Source organism: Streptomyces koelreuteriae (genome assembly GCF_018604545.1).
Classification (GTDB): domain Bacteria; phylum Actinomycetota; class Actinomycetes; order Streptomycetales; family Streptomycetaceae; genus Streptomyces; species Streptomyces koelreuteriae.
Genome location: NZ_CP075896.1, coordinates 1,653,725 through 1,678,709 on the forward strand (window position 1 = coordinate 1,653,725; position 24,985 = coordinate 1,678,709).

The window sequence follows — 24,985 nt, forward strand, 5'->3', positions numbered from 1 at the left end:
CTATGGTGATTGATGCATTCACCCAGAGCAAGGGATCTGGGTGCTCGACCCGAGGAGGATCCCATTCCCACGCTCCGCTTCGGCGTCAACTACACGCCCCGCCGCGGCTGGTTCCACGCCTGGCACGACTTCGACCCGGCGCACGCCCGCGAGGACCTGGACCAGATCGCCGCGCTCGGCCTCGACCACGTCCGGGTCTTCCATCTGTGGCCGCTCCTCCAGCCCAACCGCACCCTCATCCGCCCCGCCGCCGTGGACCAGCTCGCGCACCTGGTCGACCTGGCCGCCGAGGCCGGTCTCGACGTCCTGGTGGACGGTGTGCAGGGCCATCTGTCCAGCTTCGACTTCTACCCGGAGTGGACGCGAAGCTGGCACCACCGCAATGTCTTCACCGACCCGGAGGCCGTCGCCGCCCAGGCCGAGCTGATGCGCACCCTCGGCCGCGCCCTGGCCGGCCGCCCCAACCTCATCGGCCTGCAACTCGGCAACGAGCTCAACAACCTGGTCGAGCACAATCCGGTGACCGCGGACGAGGTGGACCGCTACCTCGACACCCTGCTCGCCGCCACCCGCGAGCACCTGCCCCCGGGCCGGCTCGCGACCCACTCGGCCTACGACGCGGCCTGGTACGGCGACGACCACCCCTTCACCCCCGAGGCCTCGGCCCGCAAGGGCGATGTCACCACCGTCCACCCCTGGGTGTTCTCCGGCGACTGCGCCCGCCGCTACGGCCCCCGCTCCCCTCAGGTGCAGCACCTCGCCGAATACGGCACGGAACTCGCCAAGGCCTACGCCGAGGACCCGGCCCGCCCGGTCTGGGTGCAGGAGACGGGCGCCCCGGAGCCGCACATCCCGGCGGCCGACGCCCCGGACTTCGCGCGGGCGACCGTGCGGAACGCGGCCGGGTGCGAGGGGCTGTGGGGCGTGACGTGGTGGTGCTCCCACGACGTGGACCGCTCGCTCGCCGACTACCCGGAACTGGAGTACACCCTGGGCCTGTTCGACGCGCGGGGCGGCGCCAAGCCGATCGCGACGGCCCTGGCCGAGACCGTCGCCGAGGTGCGGGCGGGGCACCATCCCGTCCGGCCCCGCGACACGGCCCTGGTCCTGGACTGCACGCCGTCCACCCGCTCCGTATCCGGCCCGGGAGGCGCGTACTTCGACGCGTGGATGGCCCTGCGCGCCGAGGGTGTGCACCCGGCGGTGGTCCTGGCGGGGCGGGCGGACGACGCCGCCTACCTGGCGGCGCGCGGCATCAAGGAGGTCGTACGGGTGCCCTGAGCGCTCAGGCGCCGACCAGCGCCTCGGCGACGGCCCGGAGATTCACCCGGCCCCGCCCGTAGGAGCAGAGCGCGCCGCCCTCCGGCAGCCCGGTGTCGATCCGTACGGCGTCGGGCCGCCGGGACAGCAGGGCGGCGGACAACCGTTCCTGCCAGGGGTGGAGCCCGGCGTCACAGGTGGCGATGACGAGCGGGGTGTCACCGGAGGCGCGCAGGATCTCCTCCACGAAGGGAGCCGGATCCGTGTGCTCTCCGCTGACCGCGGTCCCCGTGGCCGTGGGGTCGAGGGCGCGCACCTCCGTCAGCAGGTCCTCGCCACCCCAGTTGAGCGCGGGATGCGGCGGCGGAAACAGGTCGACGACATGGGCGCCCCGCACCGCCGACGGCACCTCCCGGCTACGGACCGCCCGGCGGGCCGCCTCGAGACCGGCCCCCGCGTCCCAGCCGTCGACCGCCCCGGCGGCCGGGGCGGCGTACCGCACGGCGAGGCGCCGCACCCGCCCGGCAGCCTCCCGCACCCGCTCCTCGGGCAGCACGCCCGAGCGCAGCGCGTCGAGCACCGCGTCCCGGCAGGCCAGGGTGACTTCCAGGTCCGGCACGGCCACGATGACCTGGTCGGCACCGGCCGCGAGGGCGATCCGCGCCCCGGCGGCCTCGCCGTAGCGCTCGGCGATGGCCTTCATCTCCAGGGCGTCGCTGACCAGGACCCCGTCGAAGTCCAGCTCGTGGCGGAGCAGATCGCCCAGGATGCGGCGGCTCAGGGTGGCGGGCCGCTCGGGGTCCAGCGCCGGGTAGACGACATGAGCGCTCATGATCATCGGCACGCCGGCCGCGACGGCCGCCCGGAACGGTTCGAAGTCGGCCCGCAGTTCGTCGTGCGACCGCGGGTCGACGGCGATGCCGTGGTGGCTGTCGGTCTCGGTGCCGCCGTGCCCGGGGAAGTGCTTGGCGCAGGAGGCGACGCCCCGGCGCTCGGTGGCGGTGATCCAGGCCCGCAGATGGCGGGCGGCCAGGTCGGGTTCGGCGCCGAAGGACCGGGTGCGCACGATCGGGTTGCGCGGATGGTGCTGGAGGTCGGCGACCGGGGCGTAGGAGACCGTGATGCCGAGCGAGGCCAGATGCCCGGCCAGGGCGTCGGCGCAACGGCCGGTCAGCCCGGGGTCGTCGGCCACGCCGAGCGCGTACGATCCGGGCACCTCGGGAGCGTCCGCGCCGACCAGGTGCCCGATCCCGCCGCCCTCGTTGTCGATGCCGACGAGCAGGTCCGGGCGCAGGGACCGCAACTCGGCGGTGAGCCGCCGCACCTGCTCGGCGTCCCGCACGTTGCGGGTGAAGAGGATGACTCCGCCGAGCCCCCGGTCGACGAGTCGCTTGAGGGTGTCGGGCACGGCCGTGGTACCGGCGAAGCCGGCGACGAGGCAGCGGTGGGCGGCCTCGTCGAGGCCGGGGGGCAGGTGCGCGGAGTGGGTCACCCCGGGAATCCTCTGGCTCGTTCAACCAAATGTCAACAGCTTGATGGATTGACCATTCAGCTAGCCGAAACGTTCCTGAAGTTCGTCCGTCACCCACTCCCACCTCACCGACACCCGCTAGCCTCGTAGGTCACCGAAGGCGAACGGGGGATTGCCCATGGTGAACGCTGATCGCACGCCGCCGGACTGTCCCGGGGGGCATGACGGCATGCCGGAGCGTGGCGCCGGGCTCCACCTCCAGGATCAGCTCGAAATCCTCATCCAGGACTTCCGCACGAGCGCCGAGCCGCCGATGCCGGTGTTCGTCGTGCACGCGCAGGAGAGTGCGGACGACGACGCGGTGACCGGGCTGGTCCGGCAGCTGCACGCGGGTCAGGAGGCGCACGGCACGCGCTGCGCGGTGGCGCAGGACGCCTACGAGGGCGCCACGGAGGTGCGCCGGGCGGCGGCCATGGTGCGGGCGCTGAGCGACCCGAAGAAGTGGGGCGGCCCGAAGGCGGTCTACCGGCGCTACGCGTTCCCGCGGCTGCGGCTGGTGCATGCCATCGACGACGCCGTCGCGGCCCTCGGCGAGACCTGGCCCGCGCCCGAGCCGGGCAGCCCCGAGGCCGGTCAGGACCAGCGGCAACGGCTGCTGAACCAGCTCGCCCAGCAGCGCTGGAGGCCCAGGAACACCGCGCGCTGGCGCTCCGGTCTGCCGCTGTTCGACATGGCGCACATCCTCCCGGCGAGCCTCGTGACCGTGCTCGCCGCGCTCATGGCCCGCAGCGAGTGGTACGTGGCGGTGGGCGCGGGGCTGGTCTTCCTGCTGCTGCTGACCGTCCTCAACTACGTGCTGCCGGGGCGGGCGCCGATCTTCCTGTGGCTGCGCCGGGAGAGCCGCTGGTTCATGACGACGACCTTCCTCAGGGCGGCGGACCACGAGGATCCCACCGAGGTGTCGCTGCTGCGGCCGGTGCGGTCCTGGAAGGCGATCGCGGCCCGGGCGTACGACGTGGCCGAGGCGCTCACGGCGGGCGGCGACTTCCACCTCCAGTTGTGCGTGCTGGCGCTGCGGGAGGACCTGCGGGACAACCACCGCCGCTGGAGCTGGGACCTGCGCGGCTTCAAGCGGCCGCGCCCGCCGATGCTGTTCCTGCCCCACGCGGACGCCCGCAACGGCGGCATCGAACTGATCCGGGCCATCAGCGACGTCCGCAGCCGGCGCAGCGAGCTGGACCCGCTGATGGTGGTCGCCGCGGTGCACACGCGGGACGTGCCGCGCCTGGAGCGCGGCGTGGTGCCGCCGGCGCCCGACCCGGCCGCCGTACCGCCCCGGTTCGGCGAGCGGCTGCGCACCTGGCACCGGCAGTGGGCGCACAATCTGCGCGCCGAGCAGTCGCCCAGCCGGGAGCGGTCCGTCCTGCCCTGGGTGATGAAGATCCCGCTGCCGCCCGACCAGCTCGCCCCCGTCGAGGAACGCACCCGCCATCTGCGGGCCTCCACCCGTCCCACGCCCGCCCGGCTGGTGTGGGCCCTGCACACCCTGGTCCTGGTGATCGCCCTGCTGACGGCCGGGACCGTCATGCGGGCCGACGCCCTGCACGACCGGTACTGCTCGGCGTCCGTGCTGACCGCCAACCGGGACACCCGGCGCGCGCAGACACCCGGCGGCGGCACCGAATGCATCGGCATAGCGACGAACGGCGTCCGCTTCGCCGACTGGCTGCCCGTACCCGACCCCGCCGACGAGCCCAAGGCCCTGACGGCCGGCGACGCGACGCCCTGGACGGTGGACGAACTGGAGGACCGCATCGCGAAGCAGAACGCGAACGTCCTCGCCCACCACTCCGGCAAATACGTCACCGTCGTCTACGCCGGGCCGCTGAGCGCCGACTCCTCGGACGGCTCCTCGCTCGTGAAGGGCGCCGAGGAACTGGCGGGCGTGTACCTGGCGCAGGCCGTCATCAACGAGAACTCCAGCGTGAAACTGCGGGTCCTGCTCGCCAACGGCGGCGTGGACCTGGGCCATCAGGAGGAGATGGCCGAGGAGATCGCCTCCTACGCCGCCCAGGACCCGACCGTGGTGGGGGTCGTGGGCACCGGCCGTGACCTGAAGTCGAGCAGGGCGACGACCCGCACGCTGATGGAGGCCGGGCTGCCGATCGTCTCCGGCACCAACTCCGCCACCTATCTGCCCCGGGAGTTCGCCAACTGGTTCAGCCTGGCCGCCACGGACCAGTGGCAGACCGAGCAGCTCGGCCTGATAGCGGCCCAGTTGCGCACGGACCGTCGGCAGTACGCCCTAGTCCTCGCCCGGGACACGGCGAAGACCGACGACCTCTACACCGATGAACAGGCGCGCTACGGCGAGGACATGCTGCGCCGGCAGGGCTTCACCCCGCTCGAACAGCGCCGCTACACCCTCAGCGGCGGCAAGCCGGAACTCCGTTCGCACGCCCAGGAGATCTGCCGGGGCGGCCGGGTCCCGTCGGTGATCTACTTCGCCGGACGGGTGGAGGACATCGACCCCCTGATGACCCAGCTCGGCACCGAGCCGGGCTGCGCCGGCACGCCCCTGGCCATCCTCACCGGCGACGACCTGTCCAAGGCCGACTTCGCCGCGGGCGGGCAGTCCGTCGCGCCGAAGGTCACGCTGTACCACGCGGCCCTGGCCGAGCTCGAGAAGGCCGCCACCAGGACGACCTTCTATCTGGACGCCGGCGCGCACCTGCCGGGACTGGGGGGCGGCCGCCTGCGCTACGACAGTCCCGCCCTGGCCAGCGGCCAGACCGCCCTGGCCCACGACGCGACCCGTTCCCTGTACTGGGCGGCCACCCGGGACGACCGGCCGCAGAGCCGGGCCTCGACCTGGGTGAACCTGCGCAACGTCAAGATCGAGGGCATGGCCACCGGCACCATCGACTTCACCCGCGCCCCGCTGTACGGCGACCGCACCGGCCACAGCATCGTCCTGAAAGAGGTCCGCCGCGCCCGCGACGGCACCTCCGAGCCCCGCGTGGTGTGCAGCCGCGCCGCCGGGGACACGAAGCGGCTGACACAGAAGGAGTGCCGGATCCGACGCTGAGGGCCCTCTCAGCCCTCGGCGGGGGTCAGGCGCAGCGCGATGCTGTTGATGCAGTACCGCTGGTCCGTGGGCGTCGGATAGCCCTCGCCCGCGAACACATGCCCGAGGTGCGAGCCGCAGCGCGCACAGCGCACCTCGGTGCGCACCATGCCGTGGGTCCGGTCCTCGATCAGTTCCACCGCGTCGGTGTCCCTCGGGTCGAAGAAGGACGGCCAGCCGCAGTGCGACTCGAACTTCGTTTCCGAGGTGAACAGCTCCGCGCCGCAGGCGCGGCAGGAGTAGACGCCCTGGGTCTTGGTGTCGGTGTACTCACCGGTGAAGGCGGGCTCCGTGCCCGCCTGGCGCAGGACCACGTACTCGCCCGGGGTCAGTTCCGTGCGCCACTGCTCGTCCGGCTTCTCGACGTCGTACGGCATGAGCTTCCAGCCCCTCAGTTCGACAGACGGTCCAGGATGCGCGGGCCGAGGTCGGTGACGTCGCCCGCTCCCATGGTGAGAACGAGATCACCCGGCTTCGCCATTCCCGCGACGACCGAGGGGACGTCCGCCTTGTCGTGCACGGGCGTCACGTCCGCGCCCGCCACCCGGGCCGCCTCGATGATCAGCTCGCTGGTCACGCCGGGGATCGGGTCCTCGCGGGCCGGGTAGATGTCCAGCACGACCGAGGCGTCCGCGAGGGCCAGGGACTGCCCCATCTCCTTGCCCAGCTCCTGCGTCCGCGAGAAGAGGTGCGGCTGGAAGACGACCAGGATCCGGGAGTCGCCCGCCGCAGCGCGCATGGCCTCCAGGTCGGCGGTCATCTCGGTGGGGTGGTGCGCGTAGGAGTCGATGACCTGGACGCCCGCGGCCTCGCCCTTGAGCTGCAGCCGCCGCTTCACGCCCGTGTACGCGGCGATCGCCGGGGCCAGCTCGGCCGCCGGGACGCCGAGGGCGACGCCCGCCGCCAGCGCGGCGACCGCGTTGTGCGCGTAGTGCCGGCCGGGGACGGAGACCGTGAAGGTCAGCGTCTCGCCGTCCAGGACCACGGTGACCTCGCTCTTGAGGCCCTGCGGCACGACCGACAGGATGCGCACGCCGGCGTCCTCGGACTCGCCGTAGGTCACCACCCGCACACCGCGCCCCGCGACCCGTCGGGTCAGCTCCCGGGAGCCCTCGTGGTCGGCGGCGATGACCAGCGTGCCGCCCTCGGTGATCCGGTCCACGAACGTCTCGAACGACTCGTAGATCTCGTCCATCGAGGCGTAGTTGGCGTGGTGGTCCAGCTCCACGTTGAGGATGATCGCGACCTCGGGCGCGTACTTGTGGAAGCTGCGGTCGGACTCGTCGGCCTCGGCGACGAAGATCTCGCCGTCGCCGTGCAGCGCGTTGGAGCCGGGCGCGTCCAGGTCCCCGCCGATCGCGTACGACGGCGTCAGGCCCAGCTCGCTCAGCGACACCGCGAGCATCGAGGTCGTGGTCGTCTTGCCGTGCGTACCGGCGACCGCGATCGGCCGCAGGCCGTCCATCAGGGCGGCGAGCGCGTCGGAGCGGTGCACGACGGGGATGCCGAGCGCGGCCGCGCGGGCCAGCTCGGGGTTGTCCTGCCGGATCGCCGAGGACACGACCACGCAGCTCGCGTCGTCGGCCAGGTGCTCGGCGGCGTGCCCGATGTGCACCGTCACACCCAGAGCCCGCAGCGCCTCGGCCGTCGCCGACTCCTTCGCGTCGCTGCCGGCCACGACGGCCCCGCGCTGGGCGAGGATCTTCGCGATACCCGACATACCGGCCCCACCGATCCCGATGAAGTGCGGTCGGTCCATGGCGGTGGGAAGGCCGGGTGCCATGCAGATCTCCAAAGGCGTATCGGGGCGGTGAGCGCCCACAGCCTATTTCAGAAGCGCCACCGCATCCGCCCCGGCACTACGCCTTGCTGTGGGAGAACAGCTTCAGCACCGGCACCCCGACCTTGTGCCGGGCCCGCGACGCCCAGTCCCGGTGGAAGAACTCCTCCACGTAGTGGGGGTCGGTCAGCACGATCACCTCGTCCGCGCCGACCTCCTCCACGAGGGACTTGAGCGCGTCCAGCGGGTGATCCTCGATCAGCCGCCCCTCCGCCCCGCTCCCGGACGTCCGCAGCGCCGCGAGGGACACCTCCAGCGCCCGCTGCCCGACGCTCAGCGCCTCCTGGCCCTCCGGGGTCTCCCCCTCGCGGACGGCGTCGTCGAGTTCGCCGAGCGCGACGTCGTCGATGGCCCGCAGCAGACGGTCCGCCTGCTCGCCGCGCGGCTGGAGCAGCACCTGGAAGGAGACCCGCTCCTCCCCGTGCAAGGTGGTGACGAACTCCACGTCGGCGGACGTCAGGGCCTTCTCGATCATCAATACGCTTGTGAACACCAGGCGCCCCTTCTCATCCTTGCGGAAACCATCCTGCCCCGCGTTCGCACGGGAACTGCCGGATCCAGTGTGCCCTCCGGAATCCAAACAGAACGGCATATTCCGAACGTACTGACCGTCCGGCTTCCAGAGCGCCTCTACCCCGTGCCGCGCGGTTCAGTACGTCAGGACCGCCCGTACCTCGTGAACAGGAAGCCGTCCTCCTCCAGCATCGACAGCAGCGAGAAGCGCCGCGGGACCGTGACGGCGGGCCCTCCGGCGATGCGCTGGGCGTCGCCTGCCGTGAGCATCGGGGAGACGGTCAGACAGAGCTCGTCGAGCACACCGGCCGCCACGAGCTGCCCCAGCAGCCGCGGGCCGCCCTCGGTCAGCAGCCGCGTGTGGCCGAGCCCGGCGAGGGCCTGGACGGCCCGGGCGGGGTCCACGCCGATGCCGTCCCCCGCGGCCACCACGCGCGCGCCCGCCTTCTCGGCGGCGGCGACGCGGTCCGGGGCGGCGGAGGCTCCGGTGAGGACCAGGGTGGGCACCAGGGGCGAGGTGAAGAGCGGGAGCGAGAAGTCCAGGTCGAGGCCGGCGGTGACGACCGCGATCGCGGCGGCGGGCCCCTGCCCGGCCGCCTCCCGCGCCGCCGCGAACTCGGCACGCGCGCGGGCCGGCCGGTACCCCTCCTGGCGTACCGTCTCCGCGCCGACGACCACGACGTCCGCCAGCGCCCGCAGCGTGCCGAAGATCCGCATGTCGGTCGCGTTGGAGATGGGCTGCGAACGGCCGTCGTGCTGGGCGGCCCCGTCCAGCGTGGACACCATGTTGGCGCGCAGCCACGGCGCCGGTCCCCCGGCCCCCGGCTCGGGATAGGCGTAGGCGGCGGCCAGCTCGGCCAGGCCCCACTCGCGCCCGGCACCCTCCTCACCGGCCGCCCCACCCGGGGCCGGAGCTGCTGTTTCATCGGTCACAGGGAACAGACGTCGCATGCCGTGCAGTGTTCCACGCGCCGTAGCATGGTGAACCGTGTCCTCTTCCCCCGCCCCCTCCGGTACCGGCCCGATAGCCGACGCGGCCCCGCTCTCCCTGTGCGCCCGTGAGCCGCACGTCCCCGCGGATCGGCTGGTGGCCGAGATGGTGCCGCCGCCGCGGTTCGACTCGGTGCGCTTCAGCACGTACATCCCGGACCCGAACCAGCCCAGCCAGACCGAGGCCGTCCAGGTCCTGGAGAGCTTCGCGGCCGGCCTCGGCCAGGGTGCGGGCGCCTCCGGCAAGCGGCGGCTGTTCGGTTTCGGCAAGGCGCCGAAGGCCCCGGTGGGCCCGCGCGGTGTCTACCTCGACGGCGGCTACGGCGTCGGCAAGACCCATCTGCTGGCCTCCCTGTGGCACGCCACCCCGGCCGAGCCCGAGCTCAAGGCGTTCGGCACCTTCGTGGAGCTGACCAACCTGGTCGGCGCCCTCGGGTTCCAGAAGACCGTCCAGACCCTGTCCGGCCACCGTCTGCTGTGCATCGACGAGTTCGAGCTGGACGACCCGGGCGACACCGTCCTGGTCTCCACGCTCCTCGGCAAGCTCGTCGACGCGGGCGTGGCGCTCGCCGCCACCTCCAACACGCTGCCCGGCAAGCTCGGTGAGGGCCGGTTCGCCTCGGCCGACTTCCTGCGGGAGATCCAGGGCCTGTCGGCCCACTTCCGCGCCCTGCGCATCGACGGCGAGGACTACCGCCACCGCGGTCTGCCCGAGGCGCCGCCACCGTACTCCGACGAACAGGTGACCGAGACGGCGAACGCCACCGAGGGCGCCTCCCTCGACGCGTTCTCGCCCCTCCTGGAGCATCTCGCCCGCGTCCACCCCAGCCGGTACGGCGCGCTGACCGACGGAATCAGGGCGGTGTGCCTCACCGGTGTGCGGCCGGTTCCCGACCAGTCGACGGCCCTCAGGCTGGTCGTCCTCGCGGACCGGCTCTACGACCGCGAGGTGCCCGTGATGGCCTCGGGTCTGCCCTTCGACCAGCTCTTCAGCGAGGAGATGCTGAACGGCGGCTACCGCAAGAAGTACTTCCGGGCCATCTCCCGGCTGACCGCCCTGGCGCGCGACGCGGGCAAGCTGGCGAACTCCCGGTAACCACAACCCCAATACCGCACCAACTGCCGTGGGGCCAAGGGGTGGTTCAAGCCAACCCACCCACGGTTTTCAGGCTCTCTTCAGCTTGAAACGTTAAGTTAACCCTGCAAATGACTTTGCAGGGTTAACGTGTTTCTTGACCAGTCATTGACCAAGTGTTGGTCAGCGCTAGACGTGTCAATCACCTGAAGGGGGGCGCATGTACCGAGGTACGACGGCACGGACCGTGGTTTCGATCCTCGCCGCCGTCCTGCTCGCCCTTCAGTTCTTCGCACCGACGGCGTCCTTCGCATCCGCGCACACACCCCGTAAAGCCGAGGCCAAGGCTCAGCCCGGAACTGAACCCTCCGGCCTGTCCTCACGCCCCGGAAGCACGTTCTCCGGGAAGGCGCTGCGCGACGAGATCGCCCACTGCCGCACCGGACACCACGGGGACCCGACCGGTCCCCTGCGGACCCGCGACCGGTTCCACCACGCCGACTCCGCGCCCTGCGCGCCGGAGCGGCCCCTGCTGCGGCACATCCCGCCGACAGCACCGGACCAGGTCAGAGCCGGCGCCGCGCACCAACGCGCGTCGAGATCCTCGACGTCGCACACACCGGCAGCACTTCAGGTCTTCCGCTGCTGAGGAACAGAGTCGTTCCTTCCCCCACCTCTGTCATGCCCGTCCGACGCGTCCCCACTGCGCGCCAGGAGGAGTCACCACACTCATGCAACCCCTCATCGACAACGCCCGCACGCACGGACAGCGCCCTGAGGAGTTCGCCCGCCTCGCCGAGGGCCAGTCCCCCGACGTCCTGTTCATCACCTGCTCCGACTCCAGGGTCGTACCGGCTCTGATCACGGGCGCCCGGCCCGGCGAGCTGTTCGAGCTGCGCACCGCGGGCAACGTCGTTCCCCCCTACACCCTCGGACACCCCACCTCCGAGGCGGCCACGATCGAGTACGCCGTGGAAGTCCTCGGCGTCAAGGAGATCGTGGTCTGCGGCCACTCGCACTGCGGCGCCGTCGGCGCGGTGGTGCGGGGCGACGACCTCAGCGGCGTGCCCGCCGTGCGGGACTGGCTCGCGCACGCCTGCGACGAGCCCAAGTGCGCGGACCCGACCGACAAGACGGTCGCCGAAGCCGTGCAGAACCACGTCCTGACCCAGGTGGAGCGGCTGCGCTCGTACCCGAGCGTGGAGAGCCGTCTGGCGGACGGCCGGCTGCGGCTGCACGCCTGGTTCTACGAAGTGCACACCGGCGCCGTGCGGGACCACCGCGCGGACACCGACACCTTCGAGAAGCTGTGAGGGGCGCCATGACCAAGTTCCCCCACCTGAGGCAGGACTTCACCGCCTCCCTCGTCGTCTTCCTGGTCGCGCTCCCGCTGTGCGTGGGTGTGGCCGTCGCCTCCGGTGTCCCGGCCGAACTCGGCCTGGTCACCGGCATCGTGGGCGGCCTCGTCACCGGATTCCTGCCGGGCAGCAGCCTGCAGGTGTCCGGCCCGGCCGCCGGTCTGACCGTGCTCGTCTACGAGGCGGTCGACACCTACGGGCTGCCCGCGCTCGGTGTGATCGTGCTGGCCGCCGGTCTGCTGCAGCTCATCATGGGCGCGCTCAAGCTCGGCCGCTGGTTCCGCGCGATATCCGTCTCGGTCGTCGAGGGCATGCTGGCCGGAATCGGTCTGGTGCTCATCGCCGGTCAGCTGTATGCGACGGCCGGGCTGAAGGCCCCCGCCTCCGGCATCGACAAGATCCTGGGCCTGCCCGGGGCCGCCGTCGACGCGCTCGGCAGCACCAAGGCGCTCACCTCCCTCGCGCTCGGCGCGGCCACCATCGCGGTGATGGTGCTGTGGAAGAAGCTGCCGAAGCAGGCGCAGGCCGTTCCCGGCGCGCTCGCCGCGGTGATCCTGGCGATCGCGGCCACCGCCGCGTTCAACCTGCCGGTCGCCACCGTCGAGGTGAAGGGTCTGCTGGACTCCATCCAGCCCCCCGGCCTCGACGCCTTCGGCAGCGTGGGCATCGGCATCATCGGCACGATCATCGCCTTCACCCTGATCGCCTCCGCCGAGAGCCTCTTCAGCGCCGCCGCGGTGGACCGGCTGCACGACGGACCGCGCACCCAGTACGACAAGGAGCTCATGGCGCAGGGCGCGGGCAACACGCTCTGCGGTGTGCTCGGCGCGCTGCCGATGACCGCGGTCATCGTCCGCAGCTCGGCCAATGTCAGCGCGGGTGCCAAGACCAAGGCCTCCCGGGTGATGCACGGTGTGTGGCTGCTGCTCTTCGCGGCGCTCCTGCCGGCCACGCTGGCCCTGATCCCGCTGCCCGCGCTCGCCGGCATCCTGGTCCACGCGGGCTTCAAGCTCATCCCGTTCCGCAAGATCGTGCCGCTGTGGCGTGAGCACCGGGGCGAGGCGGTCATCCTGGCCGTCACCGCCGTGTCGATCGTCGCGGTGAACATGTTCGAGGGTGTGCTCATCGGTCTGGCCCTGTCGGTCGTCAAGACCGCCTGGGAGGCGTCGCACATCAAGCTCGAGGTCATCGACAAGGGCGCCGGCCCCATCCAGGCGTACCTGTCGGGCAACGCGACGTTCCTGCGGCTGCCGAAGATCCTGGACAACCTGGAAGGCCTGCCGCAGGACCGCCCGATCAAGCTGGACCTCTCGGGTCTGCACCACCTCGACCACGCCTGCCGCACGGCCCTGGAGAACTGGGCCGAGCGCCACAGCGACACGGACACGGAGCCGGTGAAGGTCACGGAGCCCGAGCTGGACTCCGAGCAGTCGAAAGAGGGCGAGAAGGTGACGGTGGCCTAGCGGCCCGCCGCACCGCCCACGCCCCCGGCCCGGGACGCGCCTTCCAGCGCGCTCCGGGCCGTTCGCATGTCCGTCGCGGGCCGGCCCTGACGGGGCGCGCGGTTCCCCGTGCCGCCGGGGCATGGCCCCGACCCCCGCTCCCGGCATATCGTTACAGAAGCATACGAAATCGGACCTCTGAACGGGGAGGTCGGCATGGTCGAAGAGCTGATGGGGGCGGTGGCGGCGGTCTGCGCCGGTGGCCTCGTGTACGTGGCCGCGGCGGCGCGGGTCGTCAAGCAGTACGAACGCGGGCTCGTCTTCCGGCTCGGGCGCGTGCACGGGGACGTGCGGCGGCCCGGGTTCACCATGATCGTTCCCGCGGTGGACCGGATGCGCAAAGTCAATCTGCAGATCGTGACGATGCCGATCCCCGCCCAGGAGGGCATCTCCCGCGACAACGTGACCGTGCGGGTCGACGCGGTGGTGTACTTCAAGGTCGTGGACCCGTCGGCCGCGATCGTCAACGTCGAGGACTACCGCTTCGCCGTCTCCCAGATGGCGCAGACCTCCCTGCGCTCGATCATCGGCAAGAGCGAGCTGGACGACCTGCTGTCCAACCGGGAGAAGCTCAACCAGGGCCTGGAGCTGATGATCGACAGCCCGGCCGTGGAGTGGGGCGTGACCATCGACCGGGTGGAGATCAAGGACGTGTCCCTGCCGGACACGATGAAGCGTTCCATGGCCCGACAGGCCGAGGCCGACCGGGAGCGGCGGGCCCGGCTGATCAACGCGGACGCCGAGTACCAGGCCTCGAAGAAGCTGGCCCAGGCCGCGCACCAGATGGCCGACACACCGTCCGCGCTCCAGCTCCGGCTGCTCCAGACCGTGATGGCCGTGGCGGCGGAGAAGAACTCCACGCTGGTGCTGCCCATCCCGGTGGAGCTGCTGCGGTTCCTGGAGCGGGGCCACGAGGAAGGCCGGCAGTCCCAGACACAGGCACAGCCGCAGACGCAGGCACAGACATCGGAGCCGGCTCCGACTGCTGCTCCTGCTCCTGCTCCTGCTCCTGCTCCGGCGGAGCCCGCGCTCGACACGCTCGACAACGGGGAGCACCCCCTCGACAAGACCGAACAGGCCATGGAGCACCTGCGACGGGCGGTGGAGCAGTGACCCGCGCTACGCGCGTGGTTCACGCCGCCCGCACCAGGTGATAGACACAGCGGGATCACAGTTCCTGTCCGCCAGCAGGAAGGTTCCCCCATGACCGAAACCGGTCGTTTCACCGCTACACGACGTCAGGTGCTCGCCGGAACGGGTGCTCTGGGCATCGGGATCGGATTCTCCGGTGCCCTGCCCGAACTCTTCGCCGGCACCGCCTCCGCACAGGGCCTCGGCCACCACGGCTACGGCCCGCTCGTCCCCGATCCGAAAGGTCTGCTCGACCTCCCTAAGGGCTTCCGCTACCGGGTCCTGTCCCGCGAGGGAGACCGGCTCCGCTCGGGTGAGGGCAAGGTCCCCTCCAACCACGACGGCATGTCGGCCTTCGCGGGCAAGGGCGGCCGGGTCCATCTGGTCCGCAACCACGAGAACCGCGCCGACGGCAGGATCCCCGTCCCCACGGTCGAGGGCCTCACCTACGACCCGGCGGGCAAGGGCGGCTGTACGGCCCTGACGCTGGACGCCCGGGGCAACGTCGTGTCGGAGCGCGTCGCGATCGCCGGCACCGCCGTGAACTGCGCGGGCGGCCCCACCCCGTGGGACACCTGGCTGACCTGCGAGGAGACCGAGGACAAGGCCGGCACCAACGGCTACACCAAGGACCACGGCTTCATCTTCGAGGTCGACCCGGCCGACCCGCACCGCACCGGTGCCGTACCGCTGACCGCGATGGGCCGCTTCCAGCACGAGGCGATCGCCGTCGACCCCCGGCGCGGTGTGGTGTACGAGACGGAGGACGCCTTCGAGAAGCCCTTCGGCCTCTTCTACCGCTTCCTGCCGAGGAAGCCGCTGGGCGGCCGGGGTTCGCTGCGCGCGGGCGGCCGGCTCCAGGCCATGCGGGTGCCCGGTGTGCCCGACCTGTCCACGATCCAGGAGATCGGCGCCGAGTTCGACGGCATCGAGTGGGTGGACGTACCGGACCCGCTGGCCGGCGAGACGCCGATCCGGTTCCAGGACTTCGGCCGCGGGGGCATCACCCACGCGCAGAAGCTGGAGGGCTGCTACTGGGGCGGCCGTTCGGTGTACTTCGTGTCGTCCTTCGCCCGCCGCTCGGACGGTTCGACGGCCGACCACTACGGGCAGATCTGGCGCTACGACCCCGAGCGCCGCCGGCTGACCCTGGTGATCGTCTTCGGCCCGGGCACCGACATCCAGCTGCCGGGAGAGTCGCCGGACAACATCTGCCTGGCGCCCAGCGGCGGCCTCATGGTCTGCGAGGACGGCAACGGCGCACAGCACGTCTACGGCGTGACCCGGCGCGGCGAGGTGTACGCGATGGCGCGCGGCCGGCAGAACATCGGCACCCCCGAGGAGCCCGAGTGGGGTGAGTTCGCCGGCGTGACCTTCTCCCCCGACGGCGACACGATGTACGTCAACTGCTACACCCCCGGCACCACGTTCGCGGTGACGGGCCCCTGGCGCCGGTAGCCGGCCGCGCTCCCGACCGGGGCGCCGGGTGCGGAACCCGGCGCCCCGGCGGATGATCGAGGCTCCAGGCCGAAAGGGGCCCCGGTGGGTCACGAACACCGCACCTCGTTGCGTGAGCGGCTGCGCGTCCCGGCCGGTGAGCCGCTCGACCTGTCCCGTCACGGGGCCGCCGCCACACCCGGGGGCCCGGACGGCAAGGCGGCGGGCAAGGCCGCCACGGCCCGGATCGGCGAGCGCCTCGCCGTCCTCCAGGAGCGGCTGTGGGCGGCGAGCACCGCGGGCGACCGGCGGCGCGTCCTGCTGGTCCTCCAGGGCATGGACACCAGCGGCAAGGGCGGCACGGTCAAGCATGTGATCGGCCTGCTCAACCCGTCCGGCTGCCGCATCACGCCGTTCAAGGCGCCCACGGACGAGGAGCGCGCGCACCCCTTCCTGTGGCGCGTGGAGAAGGCGCTCCCGCTCCCCGGCGAACTGGGCATCTTCGACCGCTCGCACTACGAGGACGTCCTGATCGCCCGCGTGCGCGGCCTGGCGTCCGCCCCCGAGATCAACCGGCGCTACGAGCAGATCAACCGTTTCGAGAAGTCCCTCGCGGACGACGGCGTGACCCTGGTCAAGTGCTTCCTGCACGTCTCCTACGAGGAGCAGCGCCGCCGGCTGCTCAAGCGGCTCGACGAGCCGGAGAAGCGCTGGAAGTTCGCCGCCTCCGACATCGACGACCGGGCCCTGTGGCCCGCGTACCAGGAGGCCTACGAGATCGCCATGGAGCGCTGCGGCACCTCGTACGCGCCCTGGTACCTGGTCCCGGCCGACCGCAAGTGGTACCGCAACTGGGCGGTCAGCACCCTGCTCCTGGAGCATCTGGAGGAGCTGGATCCGCGGTATCCGGAGGCCGACTTCGACGTGGCGGAGATCCGGGAGCGGCTGCTGCGGCAGCCCTGAGCGGGCCGGTCAGGCGGCGAGCAGGGCGTCGATCTGGCCGACGGCCTCCTTCAGGCCCTCGTCCATGCCCATGGTGACGAGCTGCTCCATCTGCTCACGGGAGTCGAAGAGGGAGCGCATCTCCATCCGGGTGCCGCCGCCGTGCTCGGTGAGGGTGACCCGCACGGAGATGGTCGGCATGTCGTCCTTGGGCTTTCCGTCGTCGTCGGCGAAGCCGTCGGTGAACTCCAGGGACGTCGGCGCGGTGACCGAGGTGATCCGCCACCAGCCGCGGTGCCGGTCGCCCTCCGGGCCGGTCATGAAGTACGTGACGTCCCCGCCCGGGGTCAGATCGTGCTGCTCGACGGTCGCCGGGTAGGTCGGCGGTCCCCACCAGCGCTCCAGCTGCCGGGGGTCGGCCCACAGCAGCCACACCCGCTCGACGGGGGCGGCGAAGTCGGCGATCAGGGTGAGGGTGAGGTGGTCGAGGTCCTTGTCGACACTGGTGACACTCATCTCAAGGGTCCTTCCGTGGCGTCGTTCTCGGCGTTCTCGTCGCTCTCTTGGTTCTGTTGGTTCTCTTCCGGTCCGGGGTCCTCGGCGAGCAGCCGGGCCATCCGGTCCACACGCCCGCGCCATGCCGACTCGAGTTCGTCGAGGGCCTGGCGTGCGCGGTCCACCGCTTCGGGGTCCGTGCACACGAGCTGCTCCCGTCCGCTGCGCCGCTTGGTGACGAGACCCGCCCGCTCCAGCACGGCGACGTGCTTCTGCACCGCCGCGAAGCTCATCGGGTAGGACTCGGCCAGCCGCGACACCGACAGGTCCCCACGCACGCAGCGGCGCACTATGTCCCGGCGCGTGGTGTCGGCCAGGGCGTGGAACAGCCGGTCCACCGTCTCGTCGCCCGGTTCATCCGCAACATCTACAACCATTTGGTTGTACGTTAGCTCCGTCGCCCCCTTCTGTAAAGCGCGACACGCCCGCCCACTGAAGCGGCCCGACGGGGGTACTCGGCGCCCCATGAGCGAGAACGAGCAGGTCAGCAGCTCGTACTGGATTCAGACGGCACCGGACGGCCGCCACCCCGCCCTTGCCGACGAGCTGGACGTCGACGTGGCGGTGATCGGCGCCGGGATCGCCGGACTGTGCACGGCGTGGGAGCTGACGCGGGCCGGACGGAGCGTGGCGGTGCTGGAGGCCGGGCGGGTCGCGGCCGGGGTCACCGGACACACCACCGCCAAGGTCACCGCCCTGCACACGCTCGTCTACGACAAGCTCCGGCGCACCCGCGGCCCCGAGGGCGCCCGGCTGTACGCCCGCTCCCAGTCCGAGGCGATCGAGCGCGCGGCCGGGATCGTCGAGGAGCTGGGCATCGACTGCGCGTGGGAGACCCGGAGCGCCTACACCTACGCGTGCGACACGGGCCGGGTGGACGAACTGCGCGCCGAGGCGCGGGCGGCCGCCGAGGCCGGGCTGCCCGCCTCGTTCGTGACGGAGACCGGGCTGCCCTTCCCGGTGGCGGGCGCGGTCCGGGTCACCGGGCAGGCGCAGTTCCACCCCCGCAAATACCTGCTGGCGCTCGCCGCCGACCTGGTCGAACACGGCGGGCGGATCTACGAGGACACCGCCGTCCTCGGCCTGGACGAGGGCGAGCCGTGCCGGCTGTCCACCACGACCGGGGCGACGGTCAGGGCCCGGGACGTCGTCGTGGCGACGCACTACCCGATCTTCGACCGGGCCCTGCTGTTCGCCCGGCTGTCGCCGCGCCGCGAGCTGGTCGTGGCCGGGACGATCCCCGCGGACCAGGACCCCGACGGCATGTTCATCACGCCCGACGAGGGCATCCGCTCGGTGCGCACGGCTCCGCACGAGGGCGACCGGCGGCTGCTCGTCGTCACCGGCGAGCACTTCACCCCGGGCACCGGCGACCCACGGGCCCGCTTCGCACACCTCACCGCCTGGGCCAGGGAGCACTTCCCCGACCTGGACGTCACCCACCGCTGGGCCACGCAGGACACCGACCCCACCGACACCGTGCCGCTGGTGGGCCCGCTGCACCCGGGCGCGCGGCACACGTACGTGGCCACCGGCTTCGGCGGCTGGGGCATGAGCGGCGGCATGATGGCGGGCCGCCTCCTCGCGGCGCAGATCACGGGCGAGGAGTGCGCGTGGAGCGGGCTGTACGACCCGCGCCGGCTGCGTCCGGCCGTGCGGGAGGCGCCGTCGTTCCTCAGGACGCAGGCCAAGGTCGCCGGCCACTTCGTGGGCGACCGGTTGCGGCCGGTGCCGCCCGTGGAGGCCCTGCCGCCCGGCGAGGGCGCCGTGGTCCGCGCCGACGGCCACCGCCTCGCGGTCTACCGCGACGACGACGGCTCCCTGCACGCCGTCTCCGCCCGCTGCACCCACCTGGGTTGCCTGGTCGCCTTCAACGGCGCCGAGCGCGCCTGGGAGTGCCCCTGCCACGGCTCCCGCTTCGACACGGACGGCAAGGTGATCCAGGGCCCGGCGACCAAGCCGCTGGAGCGGCGGGACATCTGACGGCCGGGTGACACCCGAAGCCACGACGCATAAGAGGGCGATTCCACCCATATCTTCATACAGTGATCACACTCTTCCGTCGTGTCACCGCCGCATGCGCCCTGTGCACGGCTCTCGCCGCCTGCGGCACCACCCACCCCCCGCGGGCGGCGACGTCACCGGTGCCCGCTCCACCGCCGAGACCCCCGACCCTGGCCCCGGTCCGGCGGGCCTCACCCCCGTTTTCGAGCACGGCCCCCGCACCCGCGGCAGGACCGTCGCGCTCACCTTCGACGCCGACATGACCGCCGGTCAGGGGGCCCGGGCGGCGGCCGGTGAGCGGTTCGACCACCCGCGGCTGATCTCGACGCTGCGCGCGCTGAAGGTGCGGGCCACCGTGTTCATGACCGGCCGCTGGGCCGAGGAGTACCCCGCCCAGGCCCGCTCCATCGGCCGGGACCCGCTCTTCGAGGTCGCCAACCACTCCTACAGCCACTACGCCTACACCCCGGACTGCTACGGCCTGCCGACCGTGCCCGAGGAGCGGAGGCGGTCGGACGTGGAGCGGGCCTACGCCGCGCTCCGGAAGGCCGGCGTACGGGACCCCCTGCCGTACTTCCGCTTCCCCGGCGGCTGTTACGACCGCCGGGCCCTGAAGGCCCTGGCCCCGACCGGAGTCACCGCCGTGCAGTGGGACGTGGTCGGCGGTGACGCCTTCGAGACGGACCCGGACGTCGTCGCCCGGCAGGTGCTCGACGAGGTGCGGCCCGGCTCGGTCGTCGTCCTGCACTGCACCCGCAGCGCCGCCCCGGCGACCGAACGCGCGGTGCGGACGATCGTCCCGGAGCTGCGCCGCAGGGGCTTCCGGTTCGTCAAGGTGTCCGAGCTGATCGAGGCCGTGGGCAACCGCCCCTGACCGTCCTACGCTGGACATATGAACGACAACGACTACTGCCTGATCGCCCCGACCAGGCCACCCCGGGCGGAGGGCCCGCCCTACGCCGAGTGCGTGCTGTGCCGCAAGCCCACGGAGTACCCGGAGTCGTACAAGGGCATCACCCTCTGCCCGGTCTGCGAATGGCAGGAGGCCCAGCGCACGGCCTGCTCAGGGTGATCGGCGGGAGGCGAGCGCACCGGCCAGGGCCAGTGCCCCGGCCGTGACCAGGGCTGCCGCCGCCAGGGGCAGCAGCGGGAGGGAGACGGTGCCCGACCGGGAGCCGGTCACCAGGCCCTGCACCGCCGCCTGTGCCGGGGAGCCGGTGGCCACCAGGGACAGCAGGGCCGCGAGCAGCAGGGCCAGGACGGCACGGCCCCGCGACCGCAGCAACGGCCGGCTCGTGAGCGCCCCGACGGCCGTGCCGAGCAGGGCGCAGGCCAGGGTGGCGAGCAGCCCGGCACCGCAGGCGGGGGCGAGCGGCACCCGGGCTCGGTGGTCCGAGGTGACCGGGTCGCTGAGCAGGGTCACGAGAAGGGTCGTGACGGTACCGAGCGCCGCCGCGCCGGCCAGCGCCACCAGCAAGCAGGCCACATGGGCCCGGGCGGGCCCGACGGCAGCCGCCGCACAGCCGCGCGCGGCCTCCGGCTCGCCCGTGACGCAGATCCGCGCCAGCCAGGCCGCGACGGGCAGCAGCGCGGCGGCGGCGTAGCCGAGCGAGTCGAGCACCGGCTGGCCGCCCTGGATGCTGATGGCGAGGAAGGCGGCGTACAGCAGGAACGGCGGCAGCCAGCGCTGCGAGCGCAGCAGCAGGGCGGCGTGGTAGCGCAGGAGGGCGGTCATCGGCTGCTCCCGGGGGCGTCCGGCTGCGGAGCCACGCGCACCACGTGCCAGGGCGGGCGGGCCGTGAGCAGGGCGCGGAGCAGAAGGTCGGAGTGCGGGGCGGGGACGGTCAGTCGGTAGCCGCCCGGCTCTGTCTCCTCGGCGGAGGCTGCGGTCCGCCGCACGTCGTCGGGGAGGCGCCCGTCCGGCGGACCCTGCACCTCGACCGTGACACACGGTCCGGACGGGAGCGGCTGCGCCACGTCCCACGGGACGAGCGTCCCCTCGCGCACGGTGTACGTCGCGTCCGGCAGGCCCGCGAGGCGGCGCGGGTCGTGGTCGACGAACACCACGGAGCCGCCGGCCGCCGTGCGTTCGGCGACCGCCCGTTCCAACTCCGCGCGGGCATCGCTGTCCAGGCCGGTCCACGCCTCGTCCAGCACCAGCAGCTCGGGGTCCGCCAGCAGGGCCTGCGCGACCGCGACCTTCTGGCTGCTGCCCTTGGACAGCCGGGCCATCGGCGTATCGGCGTACGCGGCGGCCCCGAGGCGCTCCAGCCACTCGCCGGCGGCTCGGGCGGCCGCCGCACGGGACAGACCGTGCACGGTGCCGAGGTGGGTGAGGTAGCCGACGGCCGTGAAGGGCAGGGCCGGCGGGAACCGTTCGGGGACGTACGCCGTGCGCGGCCGGCCGGTGATCCGGCCCTCGCTGGGGGCGTCGATGCCCGCGAGCAGGCGCAGGAGCGTGGACTTGCCGGTGCCGTTGGCCCCTTCGACGCGGACGAGCCGGCCCGGGGCCACCGTCAGGTCGACGCCACGCAGCACCCAGGGGCCGCGCAGGCCGTAGCGGCGGCCCGCGTTCTCCAGGCACAGGTCGGGTCGCATGGGGCCCATCCTGCACGATCTTGCGGCTGGCACACTGGGCTTTGTGAGCGAAGACCCGACGCCCGTGAGCGACAGTCCCTTCCGGTCCGAGACCTCGGTGCGCGACACGGCGCCGCAGTTCGTGCTGCCGTTGGTCGTGCGGATCGAGCGGGGGGATCCGCCGGTGCGTACGGACGCGCTGGAGACGGCCGCGCGGGCGGTGCTGACGATTCTGGGCGACGAGCGGTCGGCCGGGGACGGTGAGTGGGCGCGGGCCATGCGGGACTGGCAGGACGCGCGGATCCGCAAGGTGGTGCGGCGGGCCCGGGGCGCCGAGTGGCGGCGGGCCGAGGCGCTGCCGGGGATCACGGTCACCGGGGAGTCGGCCGAGGTGCGGGTCTTCCCGCCCGTCCCGCTGGACGGCTGGCCCAAGGACCTGGCCCGGCTTCAGGTCTCCGGCACCGATCTGGACGACCCGGAAGCGCCGGTGGCCGCGGATCCGGCCGCTCCCGTGCTGTGGGTGAACCCGCACCTCGGCATGACGGCCGGCAAGGCGATGGCGCAGGCCGGTCATGCCGCCCAACTGGCCTGGTGGGAACTGACCGGCGAGGAGCAGGCAGCCTGGCGCGACGCCGGCTTCCCGCTCGCCGTGCGGACGGCCGCCCCGGCCCGCTGGCCGGAGCTGACGGACAGCGGGCTGCCGGTGGTCCGGGACGCGGGGTTCACGGAGATCGCCCCCGGGCCGACCTTCGCGGTGGAGGGGGTCGACCGTATCCGCGCCCTCGCGCGTGCGGGACGGCCCTAGGGCGGGGCGTCAGGTCGTGATGGTGGTGACGGCGTCGACGCCGTAGGTGCGCGCGTAGCCGTTCTCGGTGCCGACGAGGAGGTCGACGACCTCGAACCAGCGGTCCCAGAAGGGGGTTTCCCGCAGGGCGTCGACGAGGAGCTGGTAGGCGTGGTGGTCGTCGGCCTCCCAGACCCAGACGTCGGTGACGCGCGCGGAGTAGAACTCCGTGTCGTAGAAGCGTGACCGGACGCCCGTGGTCCTGGCCTTGACCACGGGGACGACCTCGGTGGCGAGGGCGTTCACGCGCTCCCCGGGTGTCATGGCGAGCCATTCGGGTGTGGTCTTGACGAGCATGAAAGCCGTCACGGGCGCGGTGGTTTCCTCGGTGGACATGGTGGCTCCTTCGGTGTGGGTGGGTGGGGTCAGCTCCGGACCGCGGGATCGAGGGTCTCGGCGCACCACCGCGCGAACGTGGTGGGGGTCGCGGTGTCCGGGGTGCGGACGGCACCGGCGTCGAGGCCCTCGTCCTTGGCCCGCTTCATGTCGGCGACGCCCTGGACGAACGCCTCGTCGAGGCCGTGGCCGGCGAGGGTGGCGCGCAGGTCGTCGAGCGTCTGGCGTGCGTAGCGGACGGGGCGGCCCAACCGCTCGCTCATGACGCGGGCGAGATCGTCCGGCGAGAGATCCTCGGGGCCGAGGACCGGGACGCTGTCCGTGCCGGTCCAGGAGCGGTCCAGCAGCAGGCGGGCCGCGACGGCGGCGATGTCGGCGACCGCGACGAGCGGGGCCTTGCGGCCGGCGGCGACGGTGTCGGTGAAGACGCCCCTCTCGCGGATCGCGTCGGCCTCCTCCAGGAGGTTCTCGAAGAACGACGGGCAGGCGAGGGCCCGGTGGGCGACGCCGGTGCCCGCGATGAGGTCGTCCATGGCGAGGGAGGCGGTGACCAGTCCGGCGCGGTCGGCGAGCGGGGTGCCGCGGCCGAGCGCGGAGACGCCGACGACATGGCCGACGCGGTGGGCGGCGAGCGCCTTCGTGGCGGGGAGGGTGAAGCCGGAGTAGGCGTCGTACGGGGTCCGGGAGGAGTCCGGGGGCACGAGCCAGAAGACGGCGTCCGCGCCTTCGAAGGCCCGGTCGACGACCTCGGCGTCGCCGTGCGAGCCGGTGACCACCTCGACGCGGTCGCGCACGGTGCCGGGGAGCCGGGCGGGGTCGCGTACGACCACGCGCAGTTCCTCGCCCCGGGCGGGGGCGGAGTCCAGGAGCAGCGGCAGCAGACAGCGGCCGATGTTCCCGGTGGGAGCGGTGATGACGATCATGGAGAACCTCACGGATCGGGTGCCGGATCGGTGGTCCTCATCCTCCGGAGCCCAACACCGTTGCCACAATGGGAACTTCAGCAAGGGATCATTGCCCGGAATGGAATTACTCTGGTGAACAGCCCGGACCCGGTCATCGACGCGAATCTCGCCGTGGCCCTGCACGCCCTGCTCGACGAGCAGAGCGTCACCCGCGCCGCCGCGCGCCTGCACACCTCCCCCGCGGCCATGAGCCGCGCCCTCGCCCGGCTCCGCCGTCTCCTCCATGACCCCCTGCTGGTGCGGGCGGGGCAGACCATGGTCCCCACCCCCCGTGCCCAGGCGCTGCGTGAGGAGGCCGCCGCGGTGGTGCACCGCCTCGGGGCACTGCTCGGCCCCGGCGCCGAGGCCGACCCCGCCACCCTGCGCGGCACCTTCACCCTCCAGGCCTCCGACCTGCTCGCCGCGGCGCTGGGCCCCGGGCTGCTGCGCCTGGCCCGGGAGGAGGCGCCGGGTGTCTCGTTGCGGCTGCGCGCCGAGGAGCTGGAGGCCGGGCCGGCCCTCCGCGACGGCCGGATCGACCTGGAGGTCGGATCGATCGACCACGTCGACCCGGAGACCCGGGTCGAGGAGCTGGTCACGCTGCGGATGGTGGCGGCGGTCCGGCCCGGTCACCCCCTCACCCGGGAAACCCTGACCCCGGACCGGCTCGCCGCCGCCGAGCATGTCGTGGTCAGCCGCCGCGGCCGGTTCACCGGGCCCCTCGACAGCGCCCTGGCCGAGCGGAACCTCCGCCGACGGGTCAGCGCCGTCCTCCCCAGCCACCTGGCCGCACTGCACCTCGCCGCCCGCGGCGACGTCGTCTGCCTCGTCCCCGCCGCCCTGCCCGGCGACCCGCCGTCACCCGTGACCGAGGCCGCCGGCACCCTCGGTCTCGACCTGCTCGACATCCCCCTGCCGCTGCCGCCCCTGGTCATCGGCATCGCCTGGCATCCCCGCCACGCCGCCGACGGAGCGCACCGCTGGCTCCGGGACGCGGTCCGCCGGACCCTGCGCCCAAGTCCCTGACAAAGGCGCGGGCGTCCACCCGTTCGGCGCAGCCGCGGGCGCGCCGGTCGCGG

Annotated in this window: 24 protein-coding genes and 1 pseudogene; 14 read left to right on the forward strand and 11 right to left on the reverse strand. The window is 72.7% G+C overall.

From position 1 onward, the window contains the following. The first annotated feature begins 12 nt into the window (after positions 1-12). Entirely contained in the window at positions 13-1,281 is a 1,269-nt protein-coding gene (locus tag KJK29_RS07275; RefSeq protein ID WP_215117887.1) for a glycoside hydrolase 5 family protein, read from the forward strand. A gap of 4 nt (positions 1,282-1,285) precedes the next feature. On the opposite strand, the gene KJK29_RS07280 is transcribed toward KJK29_RS07275, so the two are convergent. Next, positions 1,286-2,752 carry a glycoside hydrolase family 3 N-terminal domain-containing protein gene (locus KJK29_RS07280; protein WP_251057733.1) on the reverse strand — a complete coding sequence of 489 codons (1,467 nt, stop codon included), beginning with the start codon at positions 2,750-2,752 and terminating at the stop codon, positions 1,286-1,288. A gap of 208 nt (positions 2,753-2,960) precedes the next feature. On the opposite strand from KJK29_RS07280, the gene KJK29_RS07285 reads away from it, so the two are divergent. Then, positions 2,961-5,819, forward strand: coding sequence for a type 1 periplasmic-binding domain-containing protein (locus KJK29_RS07285; protein ID WP_215117888.1), 2,859 nt, complete (start codon positions 2,961-2,963; stop codon positions 5,817-5,819). Positions 5,820-5,827: 8 nt separating this feature from the next. Here the strand turns inward: KJK29_RS07285 and msrB are convergent, their stop codons facing one another. From msrB to KJK29_RS07305, 4 genes are all read right to left on the reverse strand, one after another. Beyond that, complete coding sequence (gene msrB / locus KJK29_RS07290; protein WP_215117889.1) at positions 5,828-6,235, reverse strand: peptide-methionine (R)-S-oxide reductase MsrB; 408 nt, start codon at positions 6,233-6,235, stop codon at positions 5,828-5,830. Positions 6,236-6,249: 14 nt separating this feature from the next. Next, on the reverse strand, positions 6,250-7,641 hold the full coding sequence (murC, locus tag KJK29_RS07295; protein ID WP_215117890.1) for a UDP-N-acetylmuramate--L-alanine ligase: 1,392 nt from the start codon (positions 7,639-7,641) through the stop codon (positions 6,250-6,252). Positions 7,642-7,717: 76 nt separating this feature from the next. Then, the gene (locus tag KJK29_RS07300) at positions 7,718-8,191 is read right to left on the reverse strand and encodes an indole-3-glycerol phosphate synthase (protein WP_215117891.1); all 474 of its coding nucleotides are present in this window, start codon (positions 8,189-8,191) and stop codon (positions 7,718-7,720) included. Between the two features lie 164 nt (positions 8,192-8,355). After that, complete coding sequence (locus KJK29_RS07305; protein ID WP_215117892.1) at positions 8,356-9,162, reverse strand: pyrimidine reductase family protein; 807 nt, start codon at positions 9,160-9,162, stop codon at positions 8,356-8,358. Positions 9,163-9,199: 37 nt separating this feature from the next. Here KJK29_RS07305 and zapE point away from each other — a divergent pair, with 37 nt between their 5' ends. The 7 genes from zapE to KJK29_RS07340 all read left to right on the forward strand — a co-directional run bounded on the left by zapE (position 9,200) and on the right by KJK29_RS07340 (position 16,667). Continuing rightward, complete coding sequence (zapE, locus tag KJK29_RS07310; protein ID WP_215117893.1) at positions 9,200-10,297, forward strand: cell division protein ZapE; 1,098 nt, start codon at positions 9,200-9,202, stop codon at positions 10,295-10,297. Between the two features lie 199 nt (positions 10,298-10,496). Beyond that, positions 10,497-10,925: a hypothetical protein gene (locus tag KJK29_RS07315; RefSeq protein ID WP_215117894.1), complete on the forward strand. Its 429-nt coding sequence runs from the start codon at positions 10,497-10,499 to the stop codon at positions 10,923-10,925. Positions 10,926-11,007: 82 nt separating this feature from the next. Continuing rightward, entirely contained in the window at positions 11,008-11,589 is a 582-nt protein-coding gene (locus tag KJK29_RS07320) for a carbonic anhydrase (protein ID WP_215117895.1), read from the forward strand. 8 nt (positions 11,590-11,597) lie between these two features. After that, complete coding sequence (locus tag KJK29_RS07325) at positions 11,598-13,097, forward strand: SulP family inorganic anion transporter (protein WP_215117896.1); 1,500 nt, start codon at positions 11,598-11,600, stop codon at positions 13,095-13,097. 195 nt (positions 13,098-13,292) lie between these two features. Further along, positions 13,293-14,249: a slipin family protein gene (locus KJK29_RS07330; protein ID WP_215117897.1), complete on the forward strand. Its 957-nt coding sequence runs from the start codon at positions 13,293-13,295 to the stop codon at positions 14,247-14,249. A 90-nt stretch (positions 14,250-14,339) separates the two neighbouring features. Beyond that, a complete protein-coding gene (locus tag KJK29_RS07335; protein ID WP_215117898.1) occupies positions 14,340-15,725 on the forward strand; it encodes a PhoX family protein in 1,386 nt (461 codons plus the stop codon). Positions 15,726-15,809: 84 nt separating this feature from the next. Continuing rightward, positions 15,810-16,667 (forward strand): PPK2 family polyphosphate kinase, encoded by an 858-nt coding sequence (locus tag KJK29_RS07340; RefSeq protein ID WP_215117899.1) that lies wholly within the window; start codon positions 15,810-15,812, stop codon positions 16,665-16,667. Between the two features lie 9 nt (positions 16,668-16,676). Here KJK29_RS07340 and KJK29_RS07345 read toward each other — a convergent pair whose 3' ends face one another. Together KJK29_RS07345 and KJK29_RS07350 are read right to left on the reverse strand one after the other, a co-directional pair. Continuing rightward, entirely contained in the window at positions 16,677-17,162 is a 486-nt protein-coding gene (locus KJK29_RS07345; protein ID WP_215117900.1) for an SRPBCC family protein, read from the reverse strand. Beyond that, on the reverse strand, positions 17,159-17,578 hold the full coding sequence (locus KJK29_RS07350) for an ArsR/SmtB family transcription factor (protein ID WP_251057734.1): 420 nt from the start codon (positions 17,576-17,578) through the stop codon (positions 17,159-17,161). The genes KJK29_RS07345 and KJK29_RS07350 overlap by 4 nt, the downstream gene beginning before the upstream one ends. Positions 17,579-17,666: 88 nt before the next feature. Here KJK29_RS07350 and KJK29_RS07355 point away from each other — a divergent pair, with 88 nt between their 5' ends. The 3 genes and pseudogenes from KJK29_RS07355 (at position 17,667) to KJK29_RS07365 (ending at position 20,277) form a co-directional block, all read left to right on the forward strand. Further along, the gene (locus KJK29_RS07355; RefSeq protein WP_215117901.1) at positions 17,667-19,184 is read left to right on the forward strand and encodes an FAD-dependent oxidoreductase; all 1,518 of its coding nucleotides are present in this window, start codon (positions 17,667-17,669) and stop codon (positions 19,182-19,184) included. 62 nt (positions 19,185-19,246) lie between these two features. Beyond that, a pseudogene (locus KJK29_RS07360) lies at positions 19,247-20,079 on the forward strand (polysaccharide deacetylase family protein). 18 nt (positions 20,080-20,097) lie between these two features. Next, a complete protein-coding gene (locus KJK29_RS07365) occupies positions 20,098-20,277 on the forward strand; it encodes a hypothetical protein (RefSeq protein WP_215117902.1) in 180 nt (59 codons plus the stop codon). Here KJK29_RS07365 and KJK29_RS07370 read toward each other — a convergent pair. Both KJK29_RS07370 and KJK29_RS07375 read right to left on the reverse strand, forming a co-directional pair. Then, positions 20,269-20,940 carry an ABC transporter gene (locus KJK29_RS07370; RefSeq protein ID WP_215117903.1) on the reverse strand — a complete coding sequence of 224 codons (672 nt, stop codon included), beginning with the start codon at positions 20,938-20,940 and terminating at the stop codon, positions 20,269-20,271. The two genes, KJK29_RS07365 and KJK29_RS07370, sit on opposite strands and share 9 nt — an antisense overlap. Then, complete coding sequence (locus KJK29_RS07375; protein WP_215117904.1) at positions 20,937-21,803, reverse strand: ABC transporter ATP-binding protein; 867 nt, start codon at positions 21,801-21,803, stop codon at positions 20,937-20,939. Before KJK29_RS07375 ends, KJK29_RS07370 begins: the two co-directional genes overlap by 4 nt. Here KJK29_RS07375 and KJK29_RS07380 point away from each other — a divergent pair. Continuing rightward, complete coding sequence (locus KJK29_RS07380; protein WP_215117905.1) at positions 21,802-22,587, forward strand: peptidyl-tRNA hydrolase; 786 nt, start codon at positions 21,802-21,804, stop codon at positions 22,585-22,587. The two genes, KJK29_RS07375 and KJK29_RS07380, sit on opposite strands and share 2 nt — an antisense overlap. A 9-nt stretch (positions 22,588-22,596) precedes the next feature. Here the strand turns inward: KJK29_RS07380 and KJK29_RS07385 are convergent, their stop codons facing one another. Together KJK29_RS07385 and KJK29_RS07390 are read right to left on the reverse strand one after the other, a co-directional pair. Then, complete coding sequence (locus KJK29_RS07385) at positions 22,597-22,962, reverse strand: darcynin family protein (protein ID WP_215117906.1); 366 nt, start codon at positions 22,960-22,962, stop codon at positions 22,597-22,599. Positions 22,963-22,991: 29 nt separating this feature from the next. Continuing rightward, positions 22,992-23,885: an NAD(P)H-binding protein gene (locus KJK29_RS07390; RefSeq protein ID WP_215117907.1), complete on the reverse strand. Its 894-nt coding sequence runs from the start codon at positions 23,883-23,885 to the stop codon at positions 22,992-22,994. A 114-nt stretch (positions 23,886-23,999) separates the two neighbouring features. Here KJK29_RS07390 and KJK29_RS07395 point away from each other — a divergent pair, with 114 nt between their 5' ends. Beyond that, positions 24,000-24,932 carry a LysR family transcriptional regulator gene (locus tag KJK29_RS07395; protein ID WP_215117908.1) on the forward strand — a complete coding sequence of 311 codons (933 nt, stop codon included), beginning with the start codon at positions 24,000-24,002 and terminating at the stop codon, positions 24,930-24,932. The last annotated feature ends 53 nt before the right edge of the window (positions 24,933-24,985 follow it).